Origin of the sequence: Paenibacillus sp. GCM10012306 (genome assembly GCF_042649265.1) — a bacterium.
GTDB lineage: Bacteria > Bacillota > Bacilli > Paenibacillales > Paenibacillaceae > Paenibacillus_AQ.
Genome location: NZ_JBHRYW010000001.1, coordinates 14530 through 30601, shown reverse-complemented (window position 1 = coordinate 30601; position 16072 = coordinate 14530). Strand labels below are relative to the sequence as shown.

Sequence of the window (16072 nt, the reverse complement as noted above, 5' to 3'; positions counted from 1 at the left end):
ATGGTCTACATTAACCTTGCTTGGACAAGCTTGGATTTGAAATGACTCCATCATAAGTCAGCTGTTCAAAATTCAGCAGGCGCCGCGCATTATTGCCGAATATCTTCTCAATGTCGTCTTCAGGGATACGAATATCCCGCGCGGCACGCACTTGATCCTGTAAGTAGCGATAAGGATACCCTCTAGGAAAACCGCTGGCATCTGTACCGAAAATGATTCGATCTGGTCCGATTAGCTCATAGGTTTTGCGAAGTACAGATTCTAAAGTTAGCTCATAGGGCATCCAGCGCATCCATTGGTTAGAGCCTGACGTATCCACATATACATTCGGGCAGCTCCAGCATAGGTGCAGCAATTCCTGAAAGTATCCCGCTCCGAAGTGAGGAATAATGAAAGGAATGTCCGGATAATCCCGAGCCGTATTAAAAATCGCGAGCGGACTAATATTGGGATGATGCGCGATGCCTCCCGCATGACCTAACAGACCAAAATGGATGAGTACGGGTAATTTCTTTTCAGATAGAAAGTTCCAGATGGGGGTGAAAGAAGGATCATCAAAGGGTCGTGAGATTAACGGTCCAAACAACTTATAGCCCTTCAGTCCAAGCGCATTAACCGCTCTACGCAGTTCAGCCTCGGCCCCTTCCTCCTCAATCGAATGATAAGCAAAGCCCGTAAATCGGTCCGGATATCTAGAAATTTGCTCAGCCATATTGTCATTGCTTAAAGCTGTCAGAAAGTTCAGTCCACCGATTCCGTATTTATCAAGCTCCTGCACCCATCGATCAATTAGCGGGGTGGTGTCACTCCCATCATGCACAGGTACCGCTTCGGGGAAATCCCATGTCAGACGCATTCGTTCACTGCGCTCGGCACCGTAGCCTGAAATAAGCGTATGACTATTTTTACCGCCTAATTGAAGCTGGTAGGGCAGATGTCCATGAATGTCAAATACTTTGAATGATTTGCGAAACATCTCACTCACTCCATTTTCATTTATTGGGATTGCCAATGGGATAGGATATCATCGAGCTGTACTGAGGCAGTTGCTAAATGTGTTTCTCGTTCACTAAGCCATTGCTCCAAGCCATGCAGTCTATGATTTTGAGCTTCCAATGCCCGTTTGATTTCAACCGGACTTGGCCCTCCACGCAGCTTGCGAACATGAACGAAATGCTCAGGGTCGAGAGCTAACTTTAATTTCTCCTCACTGAGCGTGAGAGGAACTCCAATCGTAGCAATAGCTATTTCATTAAGGGCTTCTAGGCTTAAATCGCGGGCTCCCTGCCCTTGTTCTACTGCCTGTGACACGAGCTTGCTTACAATGCTGTGAGCGCTGCGGAAAGGGATTCCTTCTTCCCTTACTAATGTGTCAGCAAGTTCCGTTACCGTTGCGAAGCTGGCTGCAGCACGTCTATGAAGTACATCATTGTTGATTTCCAAGGAATCAATCACTTTTGAGAGCAGTCTATAGACCGCCTCAAGCGTATCAAGGCTTTTCCAGGCATAGGGCTGCAGATCATCTTCCGTGTCGACGATATCGCCAAAAGGGGTGTTATGAATCATGGTGAGCACAGTTTGCGAAGTCCCGGCAATGCTGGATAATAACGAACGAATGTGCTCGATCGAAACAGGGTTTCTTTTTTGCGGCATAATCGAACTGATCTGTACAAAAGGAGCAGCTACCTTGGCAACGGCAAATTCCTGCGTACACCATAGCAACAGCTCTTGAGCGAAACGTCCGAGGTTAATCGCAGCGAGCTGTGTACCAGAAGCAATCTCGGCAACATAATCTGTTCCGCTTACCGCATCATAGGAGTTTTCAATAAGTCCATCAAACGCCAGAAGCTCTGCCACACGTTCACGATTGATATCAAAACCTGAAGTGGTTAGCGCAGCAGCTCCTAGACTACTTAAATTACAATTGGCGTATGCAGCCTGAAGCCTGCGAACATCGCGTACCAGTGAATCACTTACTGCAGCGATATAATGGGCGATTGTAGTTGGCTGCGCTTGCTGAGTATGGGTATGGGCAATAAAGATCGTATCCGTATGCTTTCCGGCAAAAGAGAGCAGGCTAGCATTCAGTTCTAACGCAGAGCTAAGTGTTCGAAGTAGCTTTTGTCGTAACGTTATTCGGTAAATCGCAATCCCCATATCATTGCGACTACGCGCAAGATGCAGATTACTCGAAGAGTTATCTGATAATTTCAGAAGCTTATCCTCAACTTCAAAAAATAAATCCTCAAATTGTCCATTGTAACTTCCTTGTCTGAGTTGCTCCCTATCAATGCCAAGCAATGCCTTGGCAATGTTTGTGGCATCCTGCTTGGAGAGTAAGCTTTGCTCAAACAGCATAACGAGGTGCGCTTTATGTACTGCGATCATCGGTAACAGCAGCTCTTGCTTCGCATGATTGTAGGCGGGTTCTAGCACGGCTTCCACGTAAGTCTTACCCGGAAATTCGTTTCCCTCCTCTTGCTCATACCTTCTGCTTACCAAATATAAGACCTCCCTTTAGTAATGCTGTTAAGATACATGGCAGAAAAAAACAGCCAGAAAAAATCGCAAGAGCGAAATCTCCGGCTGTCCGGTTGAAATAGCATATTATTCTTAGTGGAATTGTATGGAAAGGATAATAGCATTATTTCAAATTATTTACAACACTTTTTTTGATAAAGAATGTGTATCTAAAAATTGTGAGATTAGGTAGCTATCCTACTTTATTACCTTGACAGATATGCTGTAGATACGTATATTCTAATTACCGACTATATAGTCGGTAAACAGAATGCAGGTTTCATCATTTTTAATATCTTGGGAGGTTCATATGAAAATCACAGATCTGCTACTTCGCAAGCCACTAGGTATCATCGGGCGGAACATCCGCCCTTACCTCGTGCTCAACCTATTAACGTACGGATTACTGATACTCGGCCTGATACTCGGCTATTTTTTCCCTTCCATCGCCAAGGCCTCAGTTGATGCAATGGCCTCCGTGTCCTCACTGAGTCCAGCGCAGGGCGGAGTGATGGCAACAATAGACAGCGGCAACGCACCTACATTGGCCGTAATCATCCTGATCGCGAACCTGTGCTTCGGTGCGCTCGGGATGGCTACCTTACCCTCTCTCTTAATCCCGTTCTCCGGGATCGTCATTCACGCTTTGTTCGCCGGCTTCCTCGGCCTGACCTATGCACCATATGAAGGCTGGGATGTGCTGCTTCCGCACTCGTTGACACTGCTCATCGAGCTACAGGCGTACATTGTTCTGATGCTCGGTGCTTACCTACTTGGCAAATACGTTCTCTCCCCCCAAGCGAATGGGTTCACATCACGATGGGCGGGCTACAAGCACGGGCTTGTCGAGACAGCGTGGTTGTATATCCCCGCGATAGTGCTGCTGATCCTGGGCGCCATCTACGAGGGGTTCGAAGTGGTGGCACTTCTCAGCAACTGATGCCCTAAGTCATGCGCATGCAAATGCTTATGGAGAAACAGTGCTTATGCTAAGGGTATCTGCAAAATATGCGCTGAAATCTGAAACTCCTGTTTTGTTATTGTAAAATTTGTTGAAGCTGCTCGAGAGTAATTCGTCCCACAAACTTGCTGAATTTCTCCTTACCCTTGGCATTGTCCCTATAAAAATCGAGCAAGGATAGGATCACTGTAACCAATTGCTCTTCTGCCACATCGGGCCATAATAGTTTGGCAAAGGATGTTTTCAGCCCTTTTGCTTCACCGCCAACATAGATATCAAAGGTGTTACGCATTTTGACAATACCGATATCCTTTAGCAATGGTTCACTGGTCCCTAACGCACAACCAGCATAACCAATTTTGATGGGTGAAGGCATTTCAAGACCTGCGATCGCCTGGTTGACTTTCTTGGCTATTTCCAGCCCCGCAGTTTCGGCCCCCTTACAGAAGTTGCAAGCAATCAGCGTTTTGGTTACAAATCCAGCCGGATGCACCTCTAGCCCCTCTTGCTCAAGCTCTTCCTTGATTAGCTCTCGTTTTTCAACAGGTACTTCTGCATAAAGCTGTTTGAACGTTGTCATTTCTATCCTTGCGTCTGCCCCAACAACTCTACCAATTTTGGTGAGTTGGTTTGGGGTGAATAGGCTACCCCCGACCTGAATGGCCGGGCTAATGGCGATTTTTATGCTTTCCCCCACGCTCATCCTCCTCATTTCACTATAATGAATTTAATGACGTACCTTCACACGCTGTAACCGAAGTGCATTAAGAACAACAGAAACGGAACTCAATGCCATTGCTGCACCTGCAACCCAAGGTGCTAACAATCCAATGGCTGCAATCGGAATGCCCAAAGTATTGTATCCCAGCGCCCAGAACAGGTTTTGTTTAATATTAGTCATAGTCTTACGACTCAGATAAATGGCATCTGGAATACTCGTCAGATCGCCACGCATAAGGGTAACATCCGCAGCCTCCATCGCTACATCTGTACCTGTACCTATGGCCATACCGATATCAGCTGTCGCAAGTGCCGGAGCATCGTTAATGCCGTCTCCAACCATCGCTACTTTCTTGCCTTGGCTTTGCAGCTTCTTAACTTCTTCGGCCTTTCCTTCAGGCAGCACTTCTGCTCTAACATGCTCAATCCCTACTTGAGCTGCAATGGCATTGGCTGTGCGTTCGTTATCGCCTGTGATCATAATGACCTGAATACCCATCTCTTTTAGACGGCTTACCGCAGCCTTAGAAGTTTCCTTAATGGTATCCGCTACAGCAACCATACCGGCGTAACGGTTGTCGATTGCAACCAGCATGGCAGTTTTTCCGCTATTCTCTAGCTGAGCCATTGTGGTATAGGCAGCTTTAGCATTAATTTGATACTTTTCCATGAGTCTGCGTGTACCAACAAGAAGCTCTCTACCCTCCACAACCGCCTTGATGCCATAACCTGGAATAGCCTCGAAAGACTCGGTTGGCGGCAATTCAATATTCTTCGCTTGGATACCGGCCACAATGGCTTCCGCCAGTGGATGCTCCGAATTTTTCTCAGCCGCGCCGACTAATCTTAGGAATTCCATTTCATTATCCTCTGACATCACATCTGTTAGTTCTGGCTTGCCCTTCGTTACCGTACCGGTCTTATCCAGAATAATGACATCAATTTTATGCGTCTGTTCCAAATGTTCGCCACCCTTGAACAAAATCCCCATCTCAGCCGCACGTCCCGATCCAGCCATAATCGATGTTGGAGTTGCGAGTCCAAGCGCACATGGGCAAGCAATAACGAGAATTGCAATCGCTATTTCCAAAGATCCAGCAAAATTACCAGGCGTAATGAGGAAGTACCAGACAAGGAAGGCTACGATTGCGATGCCGACAACAATCGGAACAAAAACTCCGGAGATCACATCTGCTACACGCTGAATGGGGGCCTTAGAACCCTGAGCTTCCTCTACAACTTTAATGATTTGCGCAAGCGCCGTTTCTTTGCCGACCTTCGTGGCCTTCACCCGGAGAACACCATTTTTATTGATTGTTGCCCCGATTACGTTATCCCCGGCCTTCTTCTCAACAGGTAGACTTTCGCCTGTAAGCATAGACTCATCTACGGATGATGTACCTTCAAGAACTTCTCCATCCACAGGAACCTTATCCCCTGGCCGTACTAGTACTACATCTCCTACCACGACCTCTTCAACCGGGATTGTCATTTCCTGGCCTTCCCGAACTACTAAAGCCGTTTTAGCCTGTAAACTCATCAAGGACTTGATCGCCTCTGAAGTTCTTCCTTTTGCGAGCGACTCAAACAATTTTCCCATTACAACCAATGTAATAAGTACCGAACTTGTTTCGTAGTAAAGGGACGGTCCTCCATGATGCATAATATCCTTCGTCGTAAACCAATCAATGGTTAGGTAAAGACTATAGAAATAGGCGGCCGAAGTACCGAGTGAAATAAGAACGTCCATATTCGCACTAACATTGCGAAGCGCCTTATAGGCTCCAACATAGAACTGTTTGCCGATATAAAATTGCACCGGTGTAGCCAGAATAAGCTGGAACCACGGGTTCATGAAAAGATCCGGTAAATAAATCCACGAAGTGAATTTAAAGTGAGCTACCATGGACCACAGAAGCGGAAGTGAAAGAATAGAAGATATCAGCAATTTTCGCTTTTGATTGCGAATTTCATTTGCACGGTGATCACCGGCCTTCTGATTCTCCTGCTTCACTACAGCTGTATAACCCAGCTTTTCAACCTTATTTTGCATATCATCGATGTTAACTTCAGCTGGGGAATACTCAACATGAGCGGTTTCCATTGCAAAATTCACAGTAGCTTTGGTAACCCCCGGGAGCTTGTTGAGCCCTTTTTCGATTTTGTTGGCACAAGCAGCACAGGTCATGCCTGTGATTTGAAAAGACGATTGCTTATTTTGCTTAGCTGTTGCCTCCACAATAATTCACTCCTTTATATCAAATAACTTCTGAGACGACGTCATATCCTTGAGGGATGAGGAATTCATTTCCTCTTCGTGATTATAGGATACCCCGGTACCCTATATAATGTCAACAAAAAATATACCCCTATACCCTATATTTTACCCCAAAGAAAAAAGCAGCCACTGCTGCTTCACTTAATCAACTTTTTCATTGTTGTCATTAGCTCAGTTATAACCTCTGTGTCTCCCTCTTGGATTCTTTCCACTACACAACTTTTAAGATGCTCTTCCAATAAAAGCTTCCCGACACCATTCAAAGCCGATTGAATTGAAGCAATTTGATTAAGAACATCGTCACAATACGTATCTTTTTCGATTAATCCTTTAATACCTCGAACTTGACCTTCAATTCTGTTTAAACGGTTAACCAAATTACTTTTCACTTTATCTGAGTGATGGCTTTTTCGGGTTGATTCATCTGTTGAGCAGCAACTTTCCGTTTCATTTATTTCTAATTCCATAAAACTCGCCTCCTTAGATCTATTCTACTATACCCCCGCCCCCTACTCAAGCGACGAGTATTCCTTAAATGAACACTACATTCTCATAGAAAAAACCTTCAAGCGACGATGCCCTGCTGACATCACAAGGCATTCGCTTGAAGGTCTATGACATGCAACGATTCGCCAATCACTGAGCTGCCCCAGTGAAGATTACTTTTCTCGTCCTTCGTTGTCCTATTCTTCCAATACAATCAGCAGGTGCCTCATTTGCTTGGCTCCAAGTCTGATCTGCAGTGCGTCTAGATCCTGGGTAGTAAGTGGGTTCAACTGCTCCTCCAGAACATTAGACTCGTACGCTTCCGCAATCACTCTGCCTGGAAAGCTCAAATGAGCCTCTGCATTGTCGTCCTTCACATTAATTATCCGTACAATGATGCCCTTGCTTGTCTCCGCCGGTTTCACATCGAAAATGTGCACATCTTCACCCTCAAAGGTGATGAATTGCCCTGCTTCCTCCTGCTTGCAATCCAGAACAGGCGTGGCATAGATTTGTGATACGGCTTGAGTAGAAGTTTCAGTGACGGCCGACGGTTCGAATGTACGATAAGTCGATAACAGATAAGTAAAGGAATTAAAGCCAGGTTGACGCGCTCTAAAGTTCGTTTCCCAGTAGTTATTCATAGGCCAGGCCAACAGCAAAGGATTAGCCGACTTGTCGATTTCCTTGAGTTCCCTGCCAAAATTGAAATCTCCTACTTGCACCAAAGGCGCATCAGGGCAAACCAATGTCACACCATGATCTCCGTTGAATAGGGAAACGCTTTTGTCCACGGTCACAAAATCCCTACATACACCAGGCAGCTGCTGCTCATCCAGCTCCACAAGCTGTCCAGCGGTATCGTAGAAGCATCGCCAGTCTCGCAAATTGAGTGGAATCGCGAAGTACGTTCCTTCCGGAGTAGTGATGTCTTGCTTCATATAAGAAACTTTGATCTCAATCTCCGGACGGTAGCTGAATAGCGTGAAGCGCTGCTCCAGATTATCCACTCCAGGCGCCTCCCACTGCAGCACTAGTGTTGCATCATTCGCCCCTCGTTCGACGAAGCAGTTAATCAAGCGGGAGTGCGTCTGCCTTACAGCAGGCCAGTCATTATTCCAGCAGCTGATGCTGTTATTGCCCTTTTCGATATCACGCGAAAAAATAGTTTGTCTGCTATTTTCCGAGGCTGTCGTGTCAATCGTTTCCTGAACATATTGGAACAACGTCCACGGACTGGACAAATCAAGGGTTTCCCATCCGTTTTGCTTGTCATACAAGCTGAGAATTCTTCCTCGAACAGGATCGAATTCAAGTCGGTGGTATGGAGATTCAATGACGCCATTTTGCACCTTGATCTGAAATCCCTGATTCATTGCACTAAACGGATCGTTCCATTTCTCCTTGATGCCGGGAAAAGCTTCAAGATTAGAAGCCTGCTCCGCCTTCTGCAGCTTATCGAATGGAACTTTGCGCCAGCTGAACGGCGGCAGCTCAATCACGCCATAGCTCTCTCCGCCTGCAAGGCGATCGTTGTTCATGAGCACTTGCCTCATTCTGTCGGCGCTCAGATGCCGCCCAGGCGCTCGGAAGCTTGAGGGAACCCGCAGGTCATGTTTGATTGGAACAGATGAATAGTTCACAAGCATGATCCCCTCGGGGTCATCACCCTGAAGCGGATTTCCAGAAAGCTGCTCCAGTTGGCTTCCAAGTAAGTAGCCAGTTAGACTATTTCCTTGGTACGCGTAGTGCGCTTTGTGTGCCCATTGAATATCAACATTCAGATGGTCGGGATCGGCGATGGCGTTAAATGCCCCCCAGGTGTGTTCGTCGTACAAATTGATTTGTTCCCAAGCTTGCCGTTTGATTGCAGCATATCTTGCATCCGGCTCCCCGTAGAAGGCTTCCAGTAGCTCGACTGCCTTCATGCCTTGCTTCGTGCGGCGATTCAGCCTCGTTTCCTTGGCTGCACTGCCGGAACCGAAGTTCCAGTAATCCGTCCAATCCCCAGCATATGTAGGGAGCTGCTCTGTATACTTGCTTACTCTCATGTACAGCTGCTCTGGTGTCACGAATGAAATACGCTGTTCATGCGACTCACAGTTCCATCGTTTGATAAGGTATGCCAGCTCCTGATCCGGCGGGTTGTTATCATATAACGGCAGATTGGTTGCGGTTAAATAGACGAAATCGAATGGATAGTCTGGATTATCCTCGATCTTCTGTAGATATTGGGCAAGGCCTTCTGCCATGATATCCGTGTTTTTAGCGTTGACGTTGCAGAATTGGCTGAACAGTGAATAATGCTCACCGTTAAACGTCAGCAGCTTTCTATGATCAGGCGTCTCCCAGTGGAAAGCGTTCGGTCTCTTGAATGGAACGGCGCCCATATGGATATTGATCCCCATGATGAAAAACTCTACACCCGCATCAAGCAGCAATTGGCTGTAAGGCCAAGGCTGCCCATTGACATCATGGTGAATAGCCGTTTTGATGTCGATCCCAAATCGACTGCGCAGCTCCTTGATGGGCTGCAGCATATGCGCCGTTTGCTCCGCACTCACAAGAGGTGTTGTATGCAAGAACGAAGCAGAGATGCTCATTTGCCCATTGTGCAGATAACGGCGGAACTGTTCAACCTGCTTCTCGGTTGCATCCTCCAGCCACCGAAGCACAGGGTAACTGGATTCACAGGTCCAGCGGAATTTATTTTCCTCCGCCCAATCCTCGGTCAATTCGCATAGTTGCAAGGCCTGATCGATATATTTCTTTTGCAGCTCCAGTAGAATAGGCTGCGCATGAGTATAGCCGATATCCAAATGACTGTGGTGAAGCACTAGTATTTCTTTAATTTTTGACACAGACGTTCCTCCTGACATGCTGAATCTAATCATTACCAAGTAAGCCGAGCTTTAGAACCAAACGTAAGGCTTGGTCGTCACTACGGTGGAATGTTTGGACTTCCGGTCGCTGTTGTATCCAGATTTCTTCTTTCTAATCCGCTTTTAGCGGTTGAAATCTGGATACAAAGGCGAGCGCTTCGCTCCTACAGTTCCAAACTTCCCCCTTCGTTCCTCCTCGCTTTTCGTTACTATCTTTGTTCATCTTATTTGGTAGCTTTAAATCTATTTGCCCAGCAGTCTATAAGACTTGCCGGCTTCTGTATTAAAAGAGATGATGTTTGCAGACAACTGCCACTCGATTTCCCTTGGCTGATGGCCGGCGCCATCTAGTTCCACAATAAAGAACTCGCCGTTTGACCATGGATTCAAGATGCTGCAGGCTCTGCCCTTCTCACTAGTAAGATCAATGTGCGTTACCTTTCCGTCCGACAGCTCACTGGATACAAGAAATGCTCCAACGGCTCTCAGGTTGTGGAAGCGGGCAGCTTTCTCCTGCGGCCACACCGGGAACAGCTTGATCACCTGCTCATGGCTTTGCAGAAGCATTTCGTTGATGGCCGAAGGCACACCGCTACAGCATTCGATGCCCCCTCCACCGAAGAAAATAAACAGATTCGGGAAGCTATGCTCCGAGCATTGGCGGCGAAGCTCACGTAGAATAGTCTTAGGATCATAACCGACACGTGCAGCAGCGGTAAATATGGTTGGAAAGCCGTTATAATCCGTCCAGCGATTCAACACCGTAATCGTATCCTTGGCAATCTCCAGAAGCTGCGGATCTGAATCAAGACCTATCCCGCCAGCAGGCCAGATATGCTGGATGGCGAGCGTATTGTCCCCCCACCACTCGTACCCTTTCTCCGTTAAACGGAATATCGTTTTCCCATCACGCTCAAACGTTGGATAATCGCTAATATGCTCCAAGATATGAGTCCACTTCTCATGACGATCCCCATCAAGCTGCAATTGTCCAGAAACATCGAGTAGCCCTTTAAATAGCATTCGGATGAGCGCTAATGAAAGGATGGGATTCATATCCTCCAAGCCACGGTCCCAATCCTCATTGTCGTGCGACTCTGTATAGGTTCCAACTTCATGAATAGCATCACGGTAAATCACGTAACGACCATCCTCGAAGGTCAGATAATCCTCCCAGAAATTCGCCACCTCAATCAGGAACGGGTACACATGACGGGCATATTCCAAGTCATACGTATAGTAAAACCGCATCAGCATGTTGACTGTACTTAGCGCCGAATTGCTCTTCTGCCCCAAAAACATGTGCCCGTTCTCATAAGGCGTATTACATAGTGCAGTAGGCAAACCTTTCGGGCCAATACCGACATCGTAATAGATCCCTTTACATCCCAAGTACTCCTCCGCATACCGGCGACCATTTGGCATATACTCCAGCAGCGGCGTATCATACGGTTCGCTCAGTTCAACGTGGTTGGACGAATACACTCCCCACCAAGGGGCTTGGTAATTGTAATTCAAATGATAATCTCCCGCCCATTCCGGGTTATCCGTCGTGATCCAGTTGCCGAACAAGCCCGGCGCGAACTTCTTGTTGCGGCTGCAGCAAGCCATAATATAATGGGAGCCGTACCAGAACTTCTCCAGCAATTCATCCCCGATTTCAATCGCAGACTTTGCCCAGAACCCGCTCCACCAGTCGGTGTGCTCTGAACGCAGCGAAGCAATCCGCTTCTCGTCGATAAGACCCGCTCTGCTAATCGAATCCTGCAAGTAGTTTTCCTCGTCATGGTTCGTCACCACGTAGGCAACGATGTATTGTTTTGTTCCAGGCTGTAGCTCAAAGGAATGACTTCCCCCCGAGCAGCGCATAGCAATAACGCCTTCCGTTGGCCATTCGATGCCTTCACCGGTAAATTTACGTACCGCCCATGCCGTATCGCCATCCTGTCCCTGCTCCGTTTCCGAGCCATTTCCGGTCTGCACCCACAGATCCAGCGTAACGGAAACGGCTTGCTTTTCACTGCTCAGCTCCACGATTAACACATTTTCCAGGGCTGAAATCCAGGAGGTCATCGTGACCGACGCTGCCGCTCCATGAAATGTGGATACGATAGTTGCTTGATCCAACTGCTGCTCGCTATAATACGAAGCACCTGTCAGAGCGGGTATATGAACATCAATCCCGCCTAACAAGCACGGGCTACCATTCGAGTACATCAGCTGCGCTTTCCAGAAATCGGTTTTCGATATCCATATACGCTGCTGTTCAGGCTTTCCGCTAATCGTGACGCCGAGATCGCCATTGCCAATGACCGGGCTATCGACGACCTTGTCTGTAGGAACAATTTTCGGAGGCTCCGTAAAGATCCCCTTATACTTTTCTACTCTCTGTTTCCATTCCACAGCTTCCATGTAAGGTTCCACCACCAGTTTTTAATGTTCAAAATCATGCCCGCCCCCTAGCAGGAACATAGCGGGCATGATCGTTAATTATTATTTATTCGCTACACGTCTTTCTTCATATCTCTTCAGCGCATCGTCATAAATCTTAAGGACTTTATCGAGATCCCCTGTTTTCTTAATCTTAGCCTGGAAATCTGCCCATTTATCAAAGCTTTCTTTGCCATTTACAAATTTATTTTGCATCTCTGCTACATACGTATTTACCGGCGACATGACCGAAGTGATCTGCTCGCGCTCATCATCTGTAAATTCAAGACTAGGCTCGAAAATCATTGGAGGCACGTAATCATTAGGGAACGGCATATCTTTGAACGCGGTCTCCCACGGCTCTTCAACCAGTTTGCCATCTACGATACCGGAGTCCTTAGGCGCAAAATCAACGAATGCTCTAGTATCAATGGCCATTTGCAGACCAGGGCGGTAGGAGCTGCTTGATCTCGTTCCGTACTTATCGCCTTCAATCCATGGGTTCTCCGCATGTTTAATCGAATCCACAAAGGTCGGTTTGCCACTGGCATCTTTGGTGTAGGACGTACCTTCAATCCCCCAAGTAATCAGGTTTATAATTTCCGGTTTATATTGCAAATCTAACAGCTTCACTAAATCCTGCACATGCTTGGCCTTCGGATTGACCACCATCACCGCACCCGAGCTAACCCCTACGGAGCTGAAGTCGTTTACACTTTGCCATGCTTTCCCGTATTTTGGGTTATCGGGGAATAGGGAAATAACGAATTTCTCCCCTCCCGTTGAAGCGCGATTCCAGTCACCAGGGAAGGTAAACCAGTTAGACAGCAAAATGAAGTTCGTGCCGCTCATTACTTTTTTCTTAATAGCATCGGTTTTATCCGAGAATACCTCAGGATCTAGCAGCTTATCCGCATACAGCTTGTTGGCAAACTGTAGCGCTTCCTTATACGATTCTTCGAACGGTCCGTAAACATAATTTTTTCCGTTCCAATAGATGGACGTGCCTCCATTATGGTTAGCATAAAAGAGTGGATCGAAGGAACCGCTTTGCGTATTCACCGGATAGGAATTCGGATATTTCTCTTTTAACGTTTTTGCAGCTGCATACAGCTCATCGATCGTGCTTGGGATACTGATACCTTCCTTTTGAAAAATATCATATCGATAGGTTGCCGGCGTGTATACGCCCATGCCTTTATCCTTCGCTTGTCTTGGAAGGTCGATATTCCATAATCCGTAGAATTGGCCATCCGAGCGGATTGCCTTGATTTTTCCATCTGTAGCTTGATCGATTAAGCTCATATAATTAGGCAGAAGGTCTTTATACTTGCTCAGCTCCAGGAACGTGCCCTCTGTTTCATATTGCTTAAAGAGGTCTTTGCTCATGACCATAAACAAATCTGTCGTATCACCGCTGGCCAGCAGTAGCTTGGATTTCTCCTCGTATTCACCAATCGGAATGTAGTTATATTTAATATCCAGTTTCTTACCCGTTAAGGTCTCCATCTGTTTAATCCATTCCTTATGCACCATAGAATCTTCAATTTTGGCGCCAAAGGAAGGCAAGGTCACAGAAAAGCTTAGTGTTCCAGATTGCTCAGCAGTTTCAGTGTTTGCCGAATTTGTGGAACTCGCGTCAGAGCTGCATCCTGCCAAGATGGTTCCCATGCTTAATACACTTGCAAGCAATAAAGAAGATAATTTGAAGCGTCGTCTCATTATTACCCCTCCTGGAATCATTGTCATCTTTTACTTGCTCTTCTCATTAGCCTAGGAAAATTAACCTTTAACAGCACCAATCATGACACCTTTCACAAAATATTTTTGGAGGAACGGATAGATCACCATGATTGGGAACATCGCAATAACAACAATCGCCATTTGAATATTTTTTGCATTCACATTCATTTGTGCCAGCATCGCTTGCATGACTTCTGTTCCGGTTCCGGAATCGAAGGAAAGGGAGAATAAATATTTTCTTAGAATCAGCTGCAGGGGATACTTATTCTCGTCCTGAAGATACACCAGTGCTTCAAACCATCCATTCCAGCTGCCAACAATGCCGAATAGTGCAAATGTTGCCAGAAGCGGCTTGGAGAGCGGCAAATAAATTTTGGTTAAGATTTGAATATCGTTAGCCCCATCAATAACAGCGGATTCTCGTAAATCAGCGGGTATGGATTGATAAAAGGACCTAAACAAAAACACATTAAATGCGGAGACACAACCCGGGATAATCATGATCCAATAGGTATCAAGCAAATGAAGACTCCGTGCGAGCAAATAAGAAGGAATCAAGCCACCACTAAAGAACATCGTAATGATCAGAAAGATCGAAAGAAATTTTTTGGCCATGAAGTCCGGAAGCGTCAGTGGATACGCCATTAATGAAGTAAAGGTCAGCATGAACAAGGTGGACCCCAGTGCATATATAATGGAATGCGCGTAGCCTGAATACAGAAATGGATCCTGGAAGATATATTTGTAACCGCCTACATTGAAGCCCTTAGGAAAAATCGTAATATCGCCTCTAAGAATAGGTTCAGAACTACTTAAAGAAACTGCAATGACATGCAAGAATGGATATAACATGACCACACATAGCAGCAGCATCAACAAAATATTGAACACGTCAAATATTTTTGAACCCAGACTTTCTTTACCTACCATGTCCCGCACCCCCTACCAAATACTTGTGTCTGATACTTTACGGCTTAACATGTTCGCTCCTATAAGTAAGATAAATGCGACTAGCGACTGGAAGAGCCCAATGGCGGTCGTATATTCAAACCTTGACCCCATAATGCCTTCACGATAAAGATAGGTCCCAATAACGTCCGCAACCTCATATGTGTCTGGGTTATACAGCATAAGGATCTTCTGAAAATCCGTACCCAAAATCCCGCTAAGGGACAAAATAAGCAAAATAATCGTCGTTGGTTTGATATGCGGCCAGTTAATATTTCGCACCTTCTGCCAACGATTCGCACCATCAATACTCGCAACATCATATAGCGTAGGATCAACACTGCTTAATGCCGCCAGGTACAAGATTGTACCGAAACCGATGCCCTGCCATATGTTTGAACTGATAAAGATAGTCCTGAACCATTCGGGCTCTGACAGAAATACAATCGGATCGACGCCGAACCAACCCGCAATTTTGTTAAACAGCCCTTCTCTCTCGGTAAAGGTCCGAAGAATACCCACAATAATGACCGTGGAAATAAAGTGTGGCAAATAGGAGATGGTCTGTACCGCTTTTTTGAATTTAGGAAACCTTAATTCGTTGAATAGCAAGGCCAATATAATCGGGGCGGGAAATCCCCATAGCAAGGAATAGATACCTAATAATATGGTGTTTTTGAGCACCCTCATCGCCATAGGATCCTGGAAAAATAAAATGAAGTACTTAAACCCTACCCATTCACTGCCCCACATCCCTCGAACCGCACTATACTTTTTGAAGGCAATCTGTATCCCGTACATTGGAAAATAACTGAACACCAGTACAACCAAAAATCCGGGCAAGACCATTAAAAATAAGTACCGTTGCTTCCAAAATCTTTTGAAAAACTTGTGTGAAGTTACCATCTCTCTGCCTTCCCCCTTCAACAACTTGGCACTTCCAACTTCTCCAGACCTCAACTTGTTACCGCTTACAAATAAACAATACAACTAATGAATATCTGTGTCAATATATTATTTATTTTTAGATTATTAATGATACAACAAATGATACATGAATTTGATAAATGCCCTAATCCCACTAATTGATACTCAATTAAGAAT

The 16072-nt window shown here is 46.0% G+C and carries 11 protein-coding genes; 1 reads left to right on the top strand and 10 read right to left on the bottom strand.

What is annotated here, in order from left to right:
- Positions 1–10: 10 nt before the first annotated feature.
- Together ACFORK_RS00145 and argH are read right to left on the bottom strand one after the other, a co-directional pair.
- The gene (locus ACFORK_RS00145) at positions 11–976 is read right to left on the bottom strand and encodes an amidohydrolase family protein (protein ID WP_379194381.1); all 966 of its coding nucleotides are present in this window, start codon (positions 974–976) and stop codon (positions 11–13) included.
- 20 nt (positions 977–996) lie between these two features.
- Positions 997–2502 (bottom strand): argininosuccinate lyase, encoded by a 1506-nt coding sequence (argH, locus tag ACFORK_RS00140; protein ID WP_379194379.1) that lies wholly within the window; start codon positions 2500–2502, stop codon positions 997–999.
- 328 nt (positions 2503–2830) lie between these two features.
- On the opposite strand from argH, the gene ACFORK_RS00135 reads away from it, so the two are divergent.
- Entirely contained in the window at positions 2831–3460 is a 630-nt protein-coding gene (locus ACFORK_RS00135) for a hypothetical protein (RefSeq protein ID WP_379194377.1), read from the top strand.
- A gap of 97 nt (positions 3461–3557) precedes the next feature.
- Here ACFORK_RS00135 and ACFORK_RS00130 read toward each other — a convergent pair whose 3' ends face one another.
- From ACFORK_RS00130 to ACFORK_RS00095, 8 genes are all read right to left on the bottom strand, one after another.
- Complete coding sequence (locus ACFORK_RS00130) at positions 3558–4178, bottom strand: nitrite reductase (protein WP_379194375.1); 621 nt, start codon at positions 4176–4178, stop codon at positions 3558–3560.
- A 30-nt stretch (positions 4179–4208) separates the two neighbouring features.
- The gene (locus tag ACFORK_RS00125) at positions 4209–6440 is read right to left on the bottom strand and encodes a heavy metal translocating P-type ATPase (protein WP_379194373.1); all 2232 of its coding nucleotides are present in this window, start codon (positions 6438–6440) and stop codon (positions 4209–4211) included.
- 176 nt (positions 6441–6616) lie between these two features.
- Positions 6617–6946, bottom strand: coding sequence for a metal-sensitive transcriptional regulator (locus tag ACFORK_RS00120; RefSeq protein WP_379194371.1), 330 nt, complete (start codon positions 6944–6946; stop codon positions 6617–6619).
- 216 nt (positions 6947–7162) lie between these two features.
- Positions 7163–9826, bottom strand: a complete 2664-nt coding sequence (locus ACFORK_RS00115) for a glycoside hydrolase family 38 N-terminal domain-containing protein (protein WP_379194369.1) — start codon at positions 9824–9826, stop codon at positions 7163–7165.
- Positions 9827–10090: 264 nt separating this feature from the next.
- On the bottom strand, positions 10091–12259 hold the full coding sequence (locus tag ACFORK_RS00110) for a glycosyl hydrolase family 95 catalytic domain-containing protein (protein WP_379194367.1): 2169 nt from the start codon (positions 12257–12259) through the stop codon (positions 10091–10093).
- 81 nt (positions 12260–12340) lie between these two features.
- On the bottom strand, positions 12341–13999 hold the full coding sequence (locus ACFORK_RS00105) for an extracellular solute-binding protein (RefSeq protein WP_379194365.1): 1659 nt from the start codon (positions 13997–13999) through the stop codon (positions 12341–12343).
- 60 nt (positions 14000–14059) lie between these two features.
- On the bottom strand, positions 14060–14950 hold the full coding sequence (locus ACFORK_RS00100; RefSeq protein ID WP_379194363.1) for a carbohydrate ABC transporter permease: 891 nt from the start codon (positions 14948–14950) through the stop codon (positions 14060–14062).
- A 12-nt stretch (positions 14951–14962) separates the two neighbouring features.
- Positions 14963–15874, bottom strand: a complete 912-nt coding sequence (locus ACFORK_RS00095) for an ABC transporter permease (protein WP_066365077.1) — start codon at positions 15872–15874, stop codon at positions 14963–14965.
- Between the last annotated feature and the right edge of the window lie 198 nt (positions 15875–16072).

What these genes read in the sequence shown, in the direction of transcription:
- ACFORK_RS00095 (WP_066365077.1), bottom strand. Translation starts at nt 15,874, where the DNA reads ATGGTAACTTCACACAAGTTTTTCAAAAGATTTTGGAAGCAACGGTAC.
- ACFORK_RS00135 (WP_379194377.1), top strand. Translation starts at nt 2,831, where the DNA reads ATGAAAATCACAGATCTGCTACTTCGCAAGCCACTAGGTATCATCGGG.
- ACFORK_RS00105 (WP_379194365.1), bottom strand. Translation starts at nt 13,999, where the DNA reads ATGAGACGACGCTTCAAATTATCTTCTTTATTGCTTGCAAGTGTATTA.
- ACFORK_RS00100 (WP_379194363.1), bottom strand. Translation starts at nt 14,950, where the DNA reads ATGGTAGGTAAAGAAAGTCTGGGTTCAAAAATATTTGACGTGTTCAAT.
- ACFORK_RS00110 (WP_379194367.1), bottom strand. Translation starts at nt 12,259, where the DNA reads ATGGAAGCTGTGGAATGGAAACAGAGAGTAGAAAAGTATAAGGGGATC.
- ACFORK_RS00145 (WP_379194381.1), bottom strand. Translation starts at nt 976, where the DNA reads ATGTTTCGCAAATCATTCAAAGTATTTGACATTCATGGACATCTGCCC.
- ACFORK_RS00120 (WP_379194371.1), bottom strand. Translation starts at nt 6,946, where the DNA reads ATGGAATTAGAAATAAATGAAACGGAAAGTTGCTGCTCAACAGATGAA.